This is a genomic window from Pseudomonas sp. MWU16-30323 (assembly GCF_020515595.1).
GTDB classification, from domain to species: Bacteria; Pseudomonadota; Gammaproteobacteria; order Pseudomonadales; family Pseudomonadaceae; genus Aquipseudomonas; species Aquipseudomonas yamanorum.
The window spans coordinates 140020-157207 of sequence record NZ_JAIWYM010000013.1 but is presented as its reverse complement, the minus strand read 5'-3'; the positions used below and the strand labels follow the sequence as shown (position 1 = coordinate 157207).

Here is a 17188-nt window from a genome sequence, read left to right as displayed (position 1 = left end):
CTAAGCCGCCGTTACCTAAATAACGGATATACACACCACCTCAGAGCCAAAAGCGTCAGAGCTGAAACCGCTCCCGCTCATGCTCATACAACGGCCGCACCAGCGCGAATTCATGGTCAATCTCATCCACCAGTCGCCCCAAATCCGTAAAAGCGTGCTTCGCGGACGTATCCTCAAGCAACTGACAAAGCTCAGCCAACCGCACCGCCCCAAGGTTACCGCTGCTCCCCTTGAAGCTATGGGCAATCCGCCCAAGGGCCTTCGCGTCATCCCGGGCCCGGCGCAGCGCCTCTACCCGCTTCTGCGAATCATCGAGAAACGTGTCGAGCAGCTTCGGATACTCGCCCTCCATGACCTCCTGCAAGCCAGTCAGCACATCAGGGTCCAGATGAATCTCTGCCACTTGTTCGCTCCTTGATCAAGAATCGGCGGATTATGCCAGAGCCTTCCATGAAAACTCCACGCACACACACCGCCCTCCGTCAGACCAGCCTACATCGCTGCTCAGCTGCCGCACCAGGCTCAACCCCCGGCCAGACAGACGGTCAACATCCAGCGGCCTGGCCAGCACCTTCTCCACATCAAAGCCCGACCCACTGTCCTCGATCCGCAAAGTCAGGCACCCACCCTCCCCGGTCGGCACCACCTCCAGATGCACCCGCACATACCCACTGTTCAACTGCGCCAGCCGCTCATTACGCTCACGGTAATACGCCGCAAACCCCTGGGCATCACGCTTGAGCCGCGAATCCAGGCCCAGCACCCCATGCTCCAGGGCATTGGAATACAACTCCGCCATCACGCCATACAACGCCCCGCTTTGCTCACGCAGGCCATGAACCTCCAACAGCAACTGCAACAAATACGGCAACGGGTTGTAGGACTTGAGCGTCTCGGCACGAAACTCAAAACTCACCGACCAATCCAGCGGCGACGACTGGCCGCTGTCGGAATACACCATCGACGGCGAACGCAACGCCTCCCCCGCCTGCAGGCTGATCTCCACCATGCTGACGTCATCACGCACTTCGCCGCGAAAAGCCGCCAGGGCTTGCTCGATCTCCTCGAATAACCGGTCCGGCTCGCGGTTGGCCGCAAACACTTGCTGCAAGCGCTCGGCGCCAAACAACTGCTCTTGGGCATCCGCAGTATCCAGCACACCATCCGACAGCAAAAACACCCGGTCGCCCAGCGCCATCGGCCAGACTTCAGTGCGGTCATCAAACGCCTCGGCCGTCAGCACGCCCAATGGCAAATGCCGCGACACCAGTGGCGTGCGCTGGCCAGTGGCGAGGTCATGCACATAACCCTCGGGCATGCCGCCGTTCCACACTTCCACCACCCGGCGCTGGGCGCTGAGGCACAGCAAGGTGGCGCAGCAGAACATGTCCACCGGCAGGATACGCTTGAGCTTGGCGTTCATCTCCCGCAGGGTCTGCGCCAGGCCGTAGCCCTTGGCCGTCATGCCGTAGAACACTTCCGCCAGCGGCATCGCGCCGACCGCCGCCGGCAAACCATGACCGGTAAAGTCCCCCAGCAGCACATGCATATCGCCCGACGGCGTGTAGGCCGCCAGCAGCAGGTCACCGTTGAACAGCGCATAAGGCGATTGCACGTAGCGAATATTCGGCGCGGCGTTGATGCAGCCGGAATGCGCGACCTTGTCGAACACCGCCTTGGCCACCCGCTGCTCCTGCAGCAGGTAGTCGTGGTGCCGGGCGATCAGGTCGCGCTGCTGCAACACCGTGGCCTGCAAGCGGCGCAGGCGGTCCATGGCGTTGATCTTCGCCGCCAGGATCACCTGGTTATAGGGTTTGGCCAGGAAGTCGTCGCCGCCGGCATCCAGGCATTGGGCCAGGGCTTCGCTCTCGCGCAGGGAGGTGAGGAAGATGATCGGCACCAGCGCCTCCCCCGCCCGTTGCTTGATCTGCCGGGCCGCCTCGAAGCCGTCCATGACCGGCATCAGTGCGTCCATCAGCACCAACTGCGGCCGCTCGCGGGTAAACACGTCGACGGCTTCCTGGCCGTTGCTGGCGGTCAGTACCTGGTGGCCCTGACGGCGCACGATGCTCGACAGCAACAGCAGGTCGGCGGCGCTGTCTTCGGCGATCAACACCGTCAGCGCCTCGAGGACCGGGGCCAGGACGCTCAAGTGAGGTCGAACAGTTTGTCGAAGTTGGAGATGGCGAGGATCTTGCGCACGTCGGAGTTGCTGTTGACCACCTGCACTTCGGCATCGTCGCCGCCGGCATGGTCCCGCAGCAGCAGGAGCATGCCCAGGGCCGAGCTGTCCATGTAGGTGGTTTCCTTCAAGTCCACCACGTAGATCTCGGGCACCTTGTAGAACTTCTCGTAGGCATCACGAAAAGCCTGGTGACTACCGAAATCGAATCGGCCCTTGACGGTGATCGTCGCTTTCTTCCCATCCAGGGACACTTCTGATTCGACTGACATTCGACTGCTTCCTTGTCATTGGCAATGTGCAACAAGGTTTAGCAGGTGATGGGCAAGTGGGCAAATCCATGTAGGACGGGTGGCGTGCTCAATAGGGGTTTTGGCGGGGCAGACGCTGGGACAGTTCATCGAGCAACTTCTGTTCGCGCTTGTCTTCCAGTGCGCGGGCTTCGTCGATGTAGCGTTGCACCAGCTTGCGCAGGCCTTCGACCCGGGCGTAGGCCTGTTGCCAGCTGTCGCGAGCCTTGTCGACATTGGCCTGGTGCCAGGCCAGGCTCTGGCGCTGCTGGCCGACGGCGGTTTCCAACTGGTTGAGAAAGCCCTGGTAGCCCATCAGCCATTGGCCGGAGACGCCTTTGCTGCCGCGCTCGATCCACTGCTGCTGGTACTCGCCGCGAAAGCGTTCCAGGTCCCCCAGCTTGCTTTCCGCCAGGCGAACCTGGCCCTGGAAGTAACCCAGGCGCTGGACGGCGGTCTTTTCAGCTTTTTCGGCCATGTCCACCACCGGGGCAAGGCGTGCGGCGCGGGTATTGGCCATGGTTTATCCGCCGGGTGCCGGAGCGAAGATACTGCCCAGGTGCGCCTCGCTTTCACCCATGCTGATCTTGTCGTTGAGGCCTTGGCGCAGGTAGGTCACCAGTTGCGGTTGCAGGGCAATCGCCAGGTCAGTCTCGCGATCACCGCCGGCCACATAGGCGCCCACGCTGATCAGGTCGCGGCTCTGTTGATAGCGCGACCACAGTTGCTTGAACTGCTGCGCGCGCATCATGTGCTCAGGCGTGACCACCGACGGCATCACCCGGCTGATGGAGGCTTCGATGTCGATGGCCGGGTAGTGCCCTTCCTCGGCCAGGCGCCGGGACAGCACGATGTGCCCGTCGAGCACGCCCCGTGCCGAGTCGGCAATCGGGTCCTGCTGGTCATCGCCCTCGGACAGCACGGTGTAGAACGCGGTGATCGAACCCCCACCGGCTTCAGCGTTACCCGCGCGTTCCACCAGCTTGGGCAGCTTGGCGAACACCGACGGCGGATAGCCCTTGGTGGCCGGCGGCTCGCCGATGGCCAGGGCAATTTCCCGCTGGGCCTGGGCGAAACGGGTCAGGGAATCCATCAGCAACAGGACGTTCTTGCCCTTGTCGCGAAAATATTCAGCGATGCGTGTGCAGTACATCGCGGCACGCAGGCGCATCAGCGGCGCGTCATCCGCCGGTGAGGCGACCACCACTGAACGCTTGAGGCCTTCTTCGCCGAGGCTGTGCTCGATGAATTCCTTCACCTCGCGGCCCCGCTCGCCGATCAGCCCCACCACGATGATGTCGGCCTCGGTAAAGCGGGTCATCATGCCCAGCAGCACCGACTTACCCACGCCGGTACCGGCGAACAAGCCCAGGCGCTGGCCGCGGCCCACCGTCAATAATCCGTTGATGCTGCGAATGCCCACGTCCAGCGGCACGCTGATGGGGTTGCGCTTGAGGGGGTTGATGGTCGGGCCGTCCATCGGCACCCAGTCTTCAGCCTTCATCCCGCCCTTGCCGTCGAGGGCACGGCCGGCGCCATCCAGCACCCGGCCGAGCATGCTCATGCCCATGGGCAGGCGGCCGGTATCCGCCAGCGGCACCACGCGGGCGCCGGGCGCGATACCGGCAACGCTGCCGACGGGCATCAGGAATACTTTGCTGCCGGAAAAGCCCATCACTTCGGCTTCGACCTGCACCGGGTGGTAGCTGTCGTCGTTGATCACCATGCAGCGGCTGCCCATGGCGGCGCGCAGGCCTTCGGCTTCCAGGGTCAGGCCGACCATGCGCAGCAGGCGGCCCTCCAGGATCGGCTGGCCCGGCAACTCAGTGACTTCGGCATAGCCACCCAGGCGCTTGGCGAAGCTGGTGCGGTCAAGGCGCATCAGGGGTGTCCAGCTCGACGCTCAAGTCCGGCTCTGCCGGGTGCAGCGCCTGCTCGTGCAACTGGTCAAACAGCTTGGCCATGATCTGGCTGATGCGTGTCTCCACCGTGGCGTCGATACGGCTGTGTTCGGTCTCGACCCGGCAACCACCGGGCAGCAGCGCAGCGTCTTCGACGATGCGCCAGGTTTCTTCATGGCGCTCGCGCAGGGCTTTGACCTGTTCGAAATCCTGGGGGTTGATGTACAGCCGTACGTTGCCGACACCCAGGGGCAGCAGCTTGAGGGCTTCGCGCATCACGCTTTCGATTTGCGTGGAGTCCAGGGCCAATTCGCGCTGAATCACCTGGCGGGTGATGTGCTCCACCAGCCCGACCATGGCTTTTTCGATCTGCGAATCCTGCTCGGCGATGGGCTCGAACAGGCTGCCCATCAGGGTTTCCAGGCTGGCCAGCTTGACGCTCAGCGCCGCCTCGGCTTCCTGGCGAACCTTGAGGGTGGTGCTGCGAAAACCGTCTTTCTCGCCGGTGGAAAAGCCTTCGTTGTAGGCTTCCTGACGAATGCTTTCGAGCTCTTCCAGGGTCAGCGGCTGGACTTCTTCCAGCGGCACTTCTTCCATCTCGGCCGGGGTTTCTTCTACCGGCTCGGGTTCAGGCTCCGGGCGATGCGGGTCGAAACTGGGCAACGACCAGACGTCGAACCCTCCGACGTCCCGTGCGCGAATCAGATCGCTGGGCGTCTCATCTTTGTTCGACATGCGCGGCGCCTTAAATCATTTCTTCGCCGCCCTTCCCACCGAGAACGATTTCTCCGGCTTCGGCCATACGGCGGGCAATGGTGAGGATTTCCTTCTGCGCAGTTTCCACGTCGCTGACGCGCACCGGGCCCTTGGCCTCGAGGTCGTCGCGCAACAGTTCGGAAGCCCGCTTGGACATGTTCTTGAAGATCTTTTCCTTGACGCCTTCGTCCGAGCCCTTGAGGGCCAGTACCAGCACGTCGGAGGAGACTTCACGCAGCAACGCCTGAATGCCACGGTCGTCGACATCGGAGAGGTTGTTGAACACGAACATGAGGTCTTCGATCTGCACCGACAGGGTATCGTCGATCTCGCGGATCGAGTCCATCAACTGGCCTTCCACCGAGCTGTCGAGGAAGTTCATGATGTCGGCCGCACGCTTGATGCCGCCCAACGTGGTACGCGAAGCGTTGGAATTGCCCGAGAACTGCTTCTCGAGAATGGTGTTCAATTCTTTCAGGGCCGCTGGCTGCACGGTGTTCAACGACGAGACGCGCAGGATGATGTCCAGGCGCACCTTGTGGTCGAAATGGCCAAGCACTTCGCCGGCCTGGTCGGGGTCGAGATACGCCACCACGATCGCCTGGATCTGCGGGTGTTCGTAGCGGATCACGTCGGCCACGGCCCGCGGTTCCATCCACTTCAGGCTGTCGAGGCCACTGGTATTGCCACCCAGCAGGATGCGGTCGATCAGGCCGTTGGCCTTGTCTTCGCCCAGGGCCGAGGTGAGCATTTTGCGAATGTAGCTGTCGGAGCCGACGCCCAGGCTGGTCTGGTCGCCGACGATCTCGACGAACTCGCTCATCACCTGCTCGACTTGCTCGCGGTGCACATTGCGCATTTGCGCCATGGCCACGCCGACACGCTGAACCTCTTTGGGGCCCATGTGGCGCAGCACTTGGGCGGCGTCGGTTTCTCCGAGGGACAGCAACAGCACGGCGGCTTTGTCGACCCGGGAGAGTTTGGCTACTGCAGCTCGGCTATCACTCATCTGCGTTAATCCACTCTTTCACGACCTGGGCCACACGACCCGGGTCTTCGGCCACCAGGCTCTTGATTGCGTTCAACTGAGCGTCATAACCCTCGCTCGGGCTCGGCAACAGAATGCTTTGCGGGCCACCGAGGCTCACGCGGTCGTTGGCCAGTTCGCCATCGAGGCCGCCCATGCCACCCAACTCGACGTCGCCACCGGCCAGGGCCAGTTGTTTTTTGCCGTGACCGGTGATGTTGTTAAGCACCGGACGCAGCACGCCGAACACCAGCACCAGGATGAACAGCACACCCAGCACTTGCTTGACGATGTCCCAGAACCACGGCTGAGTATAGAACGCGGCCTCGGCAATCACCTCGCCCCGCTCGGCGGAAAACGGCATGTTGATCACGCTGACGCTGTCGCCACGGCTGGCATCAAAGCCCACTGCGTCCTGTACCAGGCGAGTGAAGCGCGCCAATTCGTCGGCGCTCCACGGTGCACGGGTCACGGCGCCGTCTGCGGCGTTGACCTTGACCTGATCATCCACCACCACCGACACCGACAGGCGATTGATCCGGCCCTGCTGCTGTTTGGTATGGCTGATGGAACGGTCAAGCTCGAAGTTCTTGGTGGATTGTTGACGCTTGTCGGCCGGGTACGGCGCGAGCATCGGCTGGCCGGTGGCCGGGTCCATGATTTGCTGGCCGTTGGCGTCCAGCAGCGGCTGGCCTGGCTGCACCGCACCTGCGGTGGCGGCAGCGCCACCAGTGGTTTGCGGCGCGGTGGCCGGGGTTGGCGGCTGGTTGCTCAGGGCACCCGGCACGCCTTGCGGGCCATTGCTGGCGGTGCGTTGTTCGGTGGTCGATTGCTCGCTGCGCAAGGCAGGCTGGTCCGGGTTGAACTGCTCGGAGGTCGATTCAACCGCGCTGAAATCCACGTCAGCCGACACTTCAGCCTTGTAGCGATCGTTGCCCAACACCGGTTGCAGGATGTTGTGCACGCGCTGGGTCAGCATGCTTTCCATGCGGCGACTGTAGTCGAACTGCTTGCCGGCCATGGTCAGCGAGGAGTTTTCCGCCATGTCGGACAGCAGGTTGCCCTTCTGGTCGACCACGGTGATTTGCGACTTGCTCAATTCGGGAACGCTGGTGGCCACCAGGTTGATGATCGCCAACACCTGGCCTGGCTCCAGGGAGCGGCCGGCAAACAGCTCCACCAGTACCGAGGCGCTCGGCTTGCGTTCGTCGCGTACAAACACCGAGCTTTTCGGAATCGCCAGGTGCACGCGGGCGCCCTTGACGTTGTTCAATGCAGAAATAGTCCGCGCCAGCTCGCCTTCCAGGCCACGACGGTAGCGGGTGGCTTCCATGAACTGGCTGGTGCCCAGGCCCTGGTCCTTGTCGAGGATTTCAAAGCCGATATTGGCGTCGGAAGGAGTGACGCCGGCTGCCGCCAGCTTCATCCGCGCACGCGCCACATCATCGGCCTTGACCAACAGGGCGCCGGAATTCGGTTCGACGGTGTAGCCGATGTCGGCTGCCGCCAGGGTTTCCATGATCTGCTTGGAATCCATGCCCGCGAGGCTGCCATACAGCGGGCGGTAATCCGGTTGCTGGGACCACAGCACCACGGCAAAACCAATCGCCACGCTGGCAGCCAGGCCGACCATCAGGCCCACCTGACGCAGCATGGTCATCTCGGAGAGGTTTTCCAGGAACGACAGGCCAAACAGCGGCGGCTTGCCGTCTGCCTTGGCGGGTGCGTTATCCACGACTGCTTCTGCCATGACTCAAATCGTCCTTAAACCGGCATCTGCATGATGTCTTGATAGGCTTGAACCAGCTTGTTGCGCACCTGGGTCAAGGCCTGGAATGAAACGCTGGCTTTTTGCGAGGCGACCATCACGTCGGTGAGGTCCACGCCGCTTTTGCCGATCTCGAAGGCGGTGGCCAACTGATTGGAGGCCTGCTGGGTATCGCTGACTTTGTTGATGGCCTGGCCGAGCATGTCGGCAAAGCTGCTCTGGCCCAATTCCGGCACGGCTTGCGCGGCGGATTTCGGTTGGGCCATGGCATCCATTTGCATGGACCGCATATCCAACATCAACCGATTGAACTCAACACCTTGGCTCATGACCTTCTCTCTCCGACAACCCGCAATTTTTTGACACTACACAGCGATTACAGGGGTGGTAGCAACAAGGGTGCCAGCTCCGTGGCATTCTGTAAGAAAAGGCGACTGGCCCTGTCGGCTTTGAGAATTTTCAGGTGGCGTAGAGGTAGGCTTCCACGTCCATCCCTGCATCGCGCATCTGTGCCAGCTTGTAGCGCAAGGTGCGCGGGCTGATACCCAGGCGCTCGGCGGCCTCTTTGCGGCGCCCGCGCTCGGAGCGCAAGGTGTCGATGATCATCTGGAATTCGCGGCGGCGCAGGTCGTCGCCCAAGGCACCGGCCGACTCGGCAGGCGCGGCTTCAATCTGTGGCGCGGCCGCCAGGCTTGGCAACGGCGCTGCGCCCGTGCCCATGGCCAGGCAGAAGTCTTGAGGCTGGATCAAGCCGCCCTGCTGCAGAATCAAAGCGCGCTGGATCGCATTGTCCAGTTCCCGCACGTTGCCGGGCCAGGGGTAGCTGATCAGGCAGGCCTGGGCGTCGGCCGACAGGCGCGCCTGGGCATGCTTCATTTTATTGACGTGCTTGCTCAGCAGGCGTTCGGCCAGCGGGATGATGTCTGCCGGGCGCTCGCGCAACGGGCGCCAGGCCAACGGGAACACCGAAAGGCGGTAGAACAGGTCCTCACGGAAGCGCCCCGCCGCCACTTCGCCCGCCAGGTCGCGGTTGGTGGTGGCAACCACACGGATGTCCAGCTGGATCGGCTTGCGTGCCCCCACGCGCTCCACTTCGCGCTCCTGCAATACCCGCAGCAATTTGGCTTGCAGGCCCAGGGGCATTTCGGAGATCTCGTCCAGCAGGATGGTACCGCCGTCGGCCTGTTCGAACTTGCCGGCCTGGGCGGCGATGGCGCCGGTGAACGAGCCTTTCTCATGGCCGAACAAGGTGGCTTCGAGCATGTTGTCGGGGATGGCCGCGCAGTTGATCGCAATGAACGGCTGGCTGGAGCGATGGGACTGCTGGTGGATGTAGCGCGCCAACACCTCCTTGCCGGTGCCGGACTCGCCGGAGATCAATACGGTGGAGTCGCTGCGGGCGACACGGGCCGCCAGTTCCAGCAATTGCGCACTGGCCGGCTCGAAGGCGATCGGGCCTTCGCCGTCGGCAGCGCCCAGGGTACCGAGGGCATGGCGGGCGACCAGTTCGATCAAGGCTTTGGGTTCGAAAGGTTTGACCAGGTAATCTGCGGCGCCCTGGCGCATGGCGTCGACGGCGCGCTCCACGGCACCGTGGGCGGTCATCAACAGCACCGGCAATTGCGGCTGGCGCGCACGCAACAGGCCGAGCAATTGATGGCCGTCCATGCCCGGCATGTTCACGTCGCTGACCACCAGGCTGAAGGACTCCTGCTCCACAGCCTCCAAGGCTTCTTCGGCAGAACCGACCGCCCGGTAGTCATGGCCCGCCAGCAACAGCGTGTCAGCCAATGCTTCACGCAGGGCGCGATCGTCTTCAACCAATAAAACCTTGATAGCCATGACCTTTTACTCCGCGCTGACGGCGCATGAAAACAGCGGCAGCGTGATCAACGCGCACGTGCCGCGACCCAACCGGGAATGCAGCTGCAATTCTCCCTGATGGGCACGGGCGACCGCCTTGACCACGGTCAGGCCCAGGCCGGTACCGTTGGTTTTGGTGGTGAAAAAAGGTTCGCCGAGGCGTTGCAGCACCACCGGGTCAATCCCGCTGCCGCTGTCGCTGATGCTCAGGCGCAGGGTGTCGCCGCGGCTATACAGGTGCACCTTGAGCCGCGCCCCGGGGCCACTGGCCTGGGTCGCGTTTTCGATCAGGTTGAGCAGCGCGCCCACCAGGGTGTCGCGGTTGCACAGCAACTCGCCGTGATGGCTGTCGCACTGCCAACGGACTGACGCTTCCTGGATATGGGTGGCGGCGGCGGCTTGCAGGGACTGCATCAAGGCGGCCGGGGTGACGCGATCGGTCAGCGGCAATTCGCCGCGGGCAAACACCAGCATGTCGCGCACCTGATGCTCCAGCTCGTGCAGGCGCTCCTTGAGCCGCCCGGCAAAACGCTGGTGAGTGGCCGCCGGCAACTGCTCATCAGTCAAATGACTGGCGTAAATCAGCGCAGCGGACAACGGGGTACGAATCTGATGCGCCAGGGAAGCGACCATCCGTCCCAGGGATGACAGGCGCTCGTGGCGTGCCAACTGGTCTTGCAGGTGACGGGTTTCAGTCAGGTCGTTGAGCAACACCAACTGGCCGGGCTCGGCATCCAGGGAACGGGTGGCGATGGACAGGCGGCGTCCGTCCTTGAGGGAGATTTCATGGCCGTCGTCTTCCCGCGGCGCAAAGCAGCGGGTGATGACCTCGCGCCACAGCTCGCCTTCCAGCGGCAGGCCGAGCATGTCGCAGGCGGCCGGATTGGCTTCGCGCACGCGGCCCTGGTCGTCGATGACGATCACGCCACCGGGCAACAGGTCGAGGAGGTTTTGCAGACGGTTGGCCAGGCGCTCCTTCTCGGCCAGCTCTTCCATGCGCTGGGCGCTGACCACCGCCAACTCGCCTTTAAGTTCGGAAACCCGTGCTTCCAACAGGCTGTAGGAGTCAGTCAATTGGCTCGACATCTGATTGAACAGGGAAAACGCCTGTTCAAGCCCGAGACGGCTGATCTGCTCTACGGAGGGGGCAGGCCCCTGAGTGTCAGGAACCGAAGATAGTTGGGCGGCGTGGGGCATCATGCTCTCTCGCTTGGCTGACCGTCAGTTAAACGGAACGTTGCGAGTGCTGTAGCAATACCCGTGCCGAAAAAAAACCGCTGATTAATCAGCGGCTTGAAAAACAGGCGTCAATCATCCGCCTGTTCATCACCTTCTTTGCGGCTCATGCCGTACTTGCGCATCTTCTCCACCAGGGTGGTGCGGCGGATGCGCAGGCGTTCGGCGGCACGGGCGACGATGCCGTTGGCGTCGTCGAGGGCCTGTTGGATCAGACCTTGTTCAAGGCTGCCGAGGTAGTCTTTCAAGTCCAGGCCTTCCGGCGGCAGCATGGCGGTGGAACCGAGGTCCGGCGTATGGCCGTTGATGGCCACGCGCTCTTCCAGGTCGCTGCGCAGGCTGTCTACCAGCTGCTCGTCTTCATCATCGACGTAGCGGAATTTCTTCGGCAGCTCGACCACGCCGATCACCCCGTACGGGTGCATGATCGCCATGCGCTCCACCAGGTTGGCCAGCTCGCGGACGTTGCCCGGCCAGCCGTGACGGCACAGGGACATGATCGCCGCCGAGTTGAAACGGATCGAACCGCGCTTTTCGTGCTCCATGCGCGAGATCAGTTCGTTCATCAGCAGCGGGATGTCTTCGACACGCTCGCGCAGGGGCGCCATTTCGATCGGGAATACGTTGAGGCGGTAGTACAGGTCTTCGCGGAAGCTGCCGACCTCGATCATGCTTTCGAGGTTTTTGTGGGTGGCGGCAATGATGCGCACGTCGACGCTTTGGGTCTTGTTGCTGCCCACGCGCTCGAAGGTGCGCTCCTGCAAAACCCGCAGCAGCTTGACCTGCATCGGCAGCGGCATGTCGCCGATTTCGTCGAGGAACAGGGTGCCGCCGTTGGCCAGTTCAAAACGCCCGGCACGGCTGGTGATCGCCCCGGTAAAGGCGCCCTTCTCGTGGCCGAACAGTTCGCTTTCCAGCAGCTCTGCCGGGATCGCCCCGCAGTTGACCGGCACGAACGGCCCGTCGCGGCGCTTGGAGTGGTAATGCAGGTTGCGCGCGACCACTTCCTTGCCGGTGCCGGACTCGCCGAGGATCAGCACGCTGGCGTCGGTGTCGGCGACTTGCTGCATCATCTGGCGCACGTGCTGGATCGCACGGCTGGTGCCGACGAGGCTGCGGAACAGGTTGGGTTCGCGGTGACGGCCGCGCTCGCGTGCCTGGTCGTACATCTCGCGGTAGACCTGGGCACGGTGCAGGGAGTCGAGCAATTTGCTGTAGCTGGGTGGCATTTCGAGGGTGGAAAGGACGCGACGGCGCTGGTCTTCCGGAAGGTCCACAGAAGAAATATCGCCCATCAGCAACACCGGAAGGAACTCATCCCAGGTTGACAGTGTCTTTAACAAGCCTGCAACGGCGCCAGGAGCATTGACCGTCCCGATCAGCACACAAATGACTTCACGGCTCGACGACAAAGAGCTGACCGCCTGCTGCCAGTCGTGGCTGCCGCAGGGTAGATTTTCTTCCCCAAGAAAATTCAGGATCACCGCCAGATCGCGGCGCCGAACGCTATCGTCATCGATCAGCAGGATTTTGGTTTCACGCCACATGCAATAGCAACTTCCCTAGTAAAACTCTAATGCCCTCGAGTTGGGGCAATCTAGATAGCTGTAGGCATTTTCTGCGCTACAGCTTTCTGACGTCTGAAAATAGCACTAGTTAAGTCAAAAATATGTGCACGGTCAAATTAATGACGCGCCTTGTTCGGATTAACTGAGCCTTCAGCCGAACAGATGGTAAACCTTTGACGCACTTTCCGCTCGGTTGATCTGCGACATCTCCTCGAAAATCGCCTGACGCTCCCCGGTTGTCACCTCAAGCAGCTGCTGATACACCTCCAGCAAACTTTCCAGTTTTTCCCGCAGGGCATCTTCGTCCACCGGCGCATTGCTCAGCGCCTCGTCAATCACTGCACGACACCCCAGGTCCAGTTCGCCGATGGCGTCCCAGTTACGTGCAGCCAATGCATCCATCAAGGCTTCGCGGGTCTCGTCAATCCGTTGCAGGGCGTGGCTCATAACGTCTTCCTCAGGCCAGCAGGCCTACAGTGTTGCAATACCGTCCCAGCCTTCCTTGAGCGTAATCATCAAGCCGGCTACTTCGTCGATCATCGCCACATCGCTCTTGGTATTGGCTTCGAGCAAGCGCGTGGTCATGTAGGCGTACAGGTTATCCAATTGCTGCAAGGCGGCCGGATCATCGGTTTTTTCCGGGTTCAGGCCGTCACGCAGGCCAATCAGGATATCGATCGCCTTGCCCAGCAACAGGCCCTTTTGCGCGATGTCACCACGAGCCATGGCGCCCTTGGCTTGGGCCATGCGGTCCAGCGCGCCTTCCATCAGCATTTGAACCAGACGGTGCGGGCTGGCTTCGGAGACCTGGGCATGGGAATTGACCTTCTGGTATTGGCGAAGGGCTCTCATGGGATTCATGTTTCTACCTCGTGACAGGCAACAGCTAAAAAGAATGGGCTCTGACTATTATGTCGACGGTGTCGCAAAAAACTTTAAGCCGGCGGTCTGCTGAAGGTCCCGCCCAGTGAAGCTAGTCACTTCACCGGGCGGCTTCATTGAGGATCAACTGTCCGAGGAGGTCTTGTTCAGCGCGTTGAGCGTGGTCATGACACTGGAGCGTTGACTGGTGAGCTGAGCCACCAGGTTGTTCATGGTGGTGTACTTGGCGGTCAGGCTTGTCTTCAGGGCAGCCATGCGCGCGGTCAGGGTGTCCTGCTGGTTTTGCAGGTCCTTGAGGTTGGCCGACAGCGTCGAAGAACGCGCAGCAAGAACACCGGTGTTGGTCACCGCATAGCTGTCGGTCGCAGATTTCATACGCGCCAACAGGCCATTGTCACCGTTGAAAATGCCGCCGATGTCGGTGGGATTGGTCAAGATAGCCGCACTGAACACCTTGTCGTCGATGCTCAGCTTGCCGGTTGTCTGGTCAGTGTTCACACCAAACTGGGCCAGGGATTTCAATGTGCCCGTACCGGCCAGTGCGTTCAGCTGAGCACGCACGGCCGTCTGCAGACCGCGCATGGTGGAATCGCCCGTCAGCGCAGCAGAAGTGGTGGAACCATCCGCATTGGTAGTGACGGCGGTCTCGGTGTTGATCGCGGTCATCAGGGCGTTATAGGTGTCGACAAAACCTTTTACCGAGCTCTTAAGCGTGTCGGTGCTGCGCGTCACGGTAATGGTCGAGGCTATCCGGTTGGCGTCTCCTGTTTGCCCGGTGGGCAGAGGCGACAAAGCCGTCAACTTGATACTCACGCCACTGATCGCGTCGGACAGGGTATTGCTCTTGGATTCCTGAGCGGTACCGTCAATGGTGTATTTCGCATTCTGTGGCGGCTTGTCCACCACTGAAGATCCGGTGTCCAGCCCGGAGTTGCCACCCAGCGTAATGTCCGTACCGGCGCCGGTATTGGTCGAGGTCAAGACCAGACGGGAACCGGTGGAGTCAGTCAGGATGTTGGCACTCAGGCCGGCGCTGCTGTATTGCGCGTTGATCGAATCACGCACTTGCTGCAACGTCGCGCCCGGCGGAACACTGACACCATAGCTCTGGCCCGACTGGGAAATTTCCAGGGTCGTGGCGGTGCTACCGGTATTGACGACCGTCTTCGCCCCCCCTGCATACGTCTGGGTGGCAATCTTCGAGGCTGTCGCCAACTGGGTGACAACCAGCGCATAACTCCCCGCAGACGCACCGGCGCCCAGGGTGACGGTAGAAACGTTGGCATCCGAGGTGGTCGCCGTCAGGCCGCCGATACTGGCGTCCTTGGTCATGTTGTCCATGGCGCCGCGGAAGGCATCCAGCGCCGCTTGAATCTTGCCGATCGAGGACAGTTGGGCGGTCGACGTTTGCGTCTGCTTGTTGATCTGAGACTGCTTGGGCGCTTGTTCAGCGTTCACCAAGGCCGTAACGATCGACTCGGTATTAATCCCCGTAACCGGGCCGCTTACCGTGATATCACCCATGACTCTTCTCCTGATCGGGGCTGGCGCTTTCTTGACGGACGACGCCTCAAGCAGCTACAGCAACAAAATTCATGCCAGCTCAGACTTTAGCGTCAAACAACACGTTGCTGGCGTCGTGAAGGCTTTGTGCGAGTTTCAATGCGGTTTCCGACGGGATCTGACGAATGACCTCGCCACTGTCGGTCGCGATGACCTTGACAACCACCTGATGGGTGGAGTCATCAATGGAAAAATCCAGGTTGCGCTGGGCAGCCTGGACGAATTTGCGAATATCGTTGACGGCCTTTTCCAGGTCGTCCGGTTTCGTTTCCTGCTTGGGTTTTGCTGCTGCGACGGTCGCATCAACCTTGGGGGTCTGCGAGTCGGCAGTCACAGGGGCAGGTGCACTCTGTGGCGCTGGGGCAGCAGGATAAGACAGGTTCAACTTGACGCTCATGTCCATGTCCACTCTCCTCATCACGCAAAAGACAAAAGGGCACGTAAACGCGCCCTTCCGTCAGTCAGCTACCGATGGCTATTACTGAAGCAGCTTCAGTACAGCGGATGGCAGTTGGTTGGCCTGGGACAGGATCGCAGTGGAAGCCTGTTGCAGGGTTTGTTGCTTGGTCAACTGAGCAGTTTCAGCAGCGTAGTCAACGTCCTGGATCTGACCGCGAGCGGCGCTGGAGTTGTCGGAGATGCTCTGCAGGTTGGCAACGGTGTTGTCGAAACGGTTTTGTACAGCACCGAGGCCGGCACGCTGGGAGTCGATGTCCGAGATCGCCTGGGTGATCACGTCGATCGAGTTCTGTGCGTTGGCAGCAGTGGTGATGTCAGTGTTGTTGACGGTGGTTTTGATGGAGTTGGCAGCAGTACCAGTAGCTGCGAACAGACCCGTCACACCGGCGCCGCTCAGGGAGTAGCTGCTGGAGGAGTTCAGGGAAACGGCGCCGGTTGCGATGATAGCGGTGTTAGCCAGGGCAACGGCGGTGCCGGCAGTACCGGTACCATCCAGGGTGGCGACCTTGACGCCTGCGATAGCACCGGCGTCGCCAGCGTTGAAGGTCAGGTTCTCACCGGTATCGGACTTGACCGACAGCGCTTGAGTGGTCGAATCGTAGTTAACGGTGATGCCCAGCTTGGCAGCGTTGGACTTCAGTTGGTCAGCCAGGTCAGAAGTTTTGACCACGCCAGTGAACTGAACCGCAGCACCGCTACCGACTTGCAAGGTGAAGTTGGCGCTGGCAGGGGTTGCAGCAGCGATGGCAGCGGAGTCAACGGTGAACTGGGCAACAGTGCTGGCAGTAGCAGCCAGGCCGCCTACAGCGCCGTTCATTTGCGCAGCGATCTGCCCGGCCGAAGCACCGGCAGCGATGGTCAGGCTCTTGGACTGGCCGCCACCGGTAACGGTGAGTGCGCCGCCGGCAACGCCTGTTGCGCTTGGAGCAACGCCTTGGGATTTCAGCTGCTGCGAACCAATGTTGTTGGCTGCAACGTTACCGATGCTCATGTCGATGGTCTGGTTGGCGTTGGCGCCGACCTGGAAAGAAGTGGTACCGAAAGAACCGTCCAGCAGGTTCTTGCCACCGAAAGTAGTGGTGGTAGCGATACGGGTCAATTCAGCAGTCAGTGCTGCGTATTGAGCCTGGTTCGACTTACGGTCGTCAGCGCTTGGCGAGCCGTTGGCGGATTGCAGAGCCAGGGTACGCATGCTTTGCAGGATGTTGGTGGACTGCTGCATGGCGCCTTCAGCGGTCTGAGCAATCGAGCTGCCGTCGTTGGCGTTCTTGATTGCAACGCCCAGGCCGTTGATCTGGCTGGTCAGACGGTTGGAGATTTGCAGGCCGGCCGCATCGTCTTTGGCGCTGTTGATACGCAGGCCGGAGGACAGACGCTGCATGGAAGTTTGCAGGGCGCCGGAAGCCTTGTTCAGGTTGTTCTGAACGTTCAACGAAGCAAGGTTAGTGTTTACTGTTAAAGCCATGACGAAATCCTCGTGGGTTGTTTACTGCGGCTTCCGGCCCTGGCAACCGCCGGGTGTGGCCTAGAGAACCTTCGTAATAGTTATCGTCGTGAAAGCAGGTTGCTTGAGGACTTTTTTGATTTTTTTTACTGGCGCCGTGCCACCCCTTGTAATTCAAGCATTTACGACGGCCCAACCCCCCGCAGTTGCTGGCTTTTTGGCGCCAAATAAAAAACGCCCATGATCTTT

General features: G+C 61.3%; 17 protein-coding genes. All 17 read right to left on the bottom strand.

What is annotated here, in order from left to right:
- Positions 1–55: 55 nt before the first annotated feature.
- The 17 genes from LIY45_RS17400 to LIY45_RS17320 all read right to left on the bottom strand — a co-directional run bounded on the left by LIY45_RS17400 (position 56) and on the right by LIY45_RS17320 (position 16960).
- Positions 56–403, bottom strand: a complete 348-nt coding sequence (locus LIY45_RS17400) for an Hpt domain-containing protein (RefSeq protein WP_020480190.1) — start codon at positions 401–403, stop codon at positions 56–58.
- 30 nt (positions 404–433) lie between these two features.
- The gene (locus LIY45_RS17395; protein ID WP_226477024.1) at positions 434–2152 is read right to left on the bottom strand and encodes a fused response regulator/phosphatase; all 1719 of its coding nucleotides are present in this window, start codon (positions 2150–2152) and stop codon (positions 434–436) included.
- Entirely contained in the window at positions 2149–2454 is a 306-nt protein-coding gene (locus LIY45_RS17390) for an STAS domain-containing protein (protein ID WP_063028096.1), read from the bottom strand. Before LIY45_RS17390 ends, LIY45_RS17395 begins: the two co-directional genes overlap by 4 nt.
- A gap of 88 nt (positions 2455–2542) precedes the next feature.
- On the bottom strand, positions 2543–2992 hold the full coding sequence (gene fliJ, locus LIY45_RS17385) for a flagellar export protein FliJ (protein WP_008434833.1): 450 nt from the start codon (positions 2990–2992) through the stop codon (positions 2543–2545).
- A 3-nt stretch (positions 2993–2995) separates the two neighbouring features.
- Entirely contained in the window at positions 2996–4354 is a 1359-nt protein-coding gene (gene fliI / locus LIY45_RS17380; protein ID WP_017477459.1) for a flagellar protein export ATPase FliI, read from the bottom strand.
- A complete protein-coding gene (fliH, locus tag LIY45_RS17375) occupies positions 4344–5108 on the bottom strand; it encodes a flagellar assembly protein FliH (RefSeq protein ID WP_226477023.1) in 765 nt (254 codons plus the stop codon). The genes fliI and fliH overlap by 11 nt, the downstream gene beginning before the upstream one ends.
- 10 nt (positions 5109–5118) lie before the next feature.
- Positions 5119–6138 (bottom strand): flagellar motor switch protein FliG, encoded by a 1020-nt coding sequence (gene fliG / locus LIY45_RS17370; protein ID WP_017477457.1) that lies wholly within the window; start codon positions 6136–6138, stop codon positions 5119–5121.
- The gene (gene fliF, locus LIY45_RS17365) at positions 6131–7906 is read right to left on the bottom strand and encodes a flagellar basal-body MS-ring/collar protein FliF (protein WP_017477456.1); all 1776 of its coding nucleotides are present in this window, start codon (positions 7904–7906) and stop codon (positions 6131–6133) included. Before fliF ends, fliG begins: the two co-directional genes overlap by 8 nt.
- A gap of 14 nt (positions 7907–7920) precedes the next feature.
- Positions 7921–8253 (bottom strand): flagellar hook-basal body complex protein FliE, encoded by a 333-nt coding sequence (fliE, locus tag LIY45_RS17360; protein ID WP_003214581.1) that lies wholly within the window; start codon positions 8251–8253, stop codon positions 7921–7923.
- A 130-nt stretch (positions 8254–8383) separates the two neighbouring features.
- A complete protein-coding gene (locus tag LIY45_RS17355) occupies positions 8384–9766 on the bottom strand; it encodes a sigma-54 dependent transcriptional regulator (protein ID WP_226477022.1) in 1383 nt (460 codons plus the stop codon).
- A 6-nt stretch (positions 9767–9772) separates the two neighbouring features.
- Positions 9773–10984: an ATP-binding protein gene (locus LIY45_RS17350; protein ID WP_207198186.1), complete on the bottom strand. Its 1212-nt coding sequence runs from the start codon at positions 10982–10984 to the stop codon at positions 9773–9775.
- Between the two features lie 110 nt (positions 10985–11094).
- Positions 11095–12570 carry a sigma-54 dependent transcriptional regulator gene (locus LIY45_RS17345; RefSeq protein WP_017477453.1) on the bottom strand — a complete coding sequence of 492 codons (1476 nt, stop codon included), beginning with the start codon at positions 12568–12570 and terminating at the stop codon, positions 11095–11097.
- 171 nt (positions 12571–12741) lie between these two features.
- Positions 12742–13038: a hypothetical protein gene (locus LIY45_RS17340; RefSeq protein ID WP_017477452.1), complete on the bottom strand. Its 297-nt coding sequence runs from the start codon at positions 13036–13038 to the stop codon at positions 12742–12744.
- A gap of 24 nt (positions 13039–13062) precedes the next feature.
- Positions 13063–13452, bottom strand: coding sequence for a flagellar export chaperone FliS (fliS, locus tag LIY45_RS17335; protein WP_026077955.1), 390 nt, complete (start codon positions 13450–13452; stop codon positions 13063–13065).
- Between the two features lie 144 nt (positions 13453–13596).
- Positions 13597–14997, bottom strand: a complete 1401-nt coding sequence (gene fliD, locus LIY45_RS17330; RefSeq protein ID WP_226477021.1) for a flagellar filament capping protein FliD — start codon at positions 14995–14997, stop codon at positions 13597–13599.
- Between the two features lie 79 nt (positions 14998–15076).
- On the bottom strand, positions 15077–15439 hold the full coding sequence (locus LIY45_RS17325) for a flagellar protein FlaG (RefSeq protein ID WP_226477020.1): 363 nt from the start codon (positions 15437–15439) through the stop codon (positions 15077–15079).
- 75 nt (positions 15440–15514) lie between these two features.
- The gene (locus tag LIY45_RS17320) at positions 15515–16960 is read right to left on the bottom strand and encodes a flagellin (protein ID WP_026077954.1); all 1446 of its coding nucleotides are present in this window, start codon (positions 16958–16960) and stop codon (positions 15515–15517) included.
- Between the last annotated feature and the right edge of the window lie 228 nt (positions 16961–17188).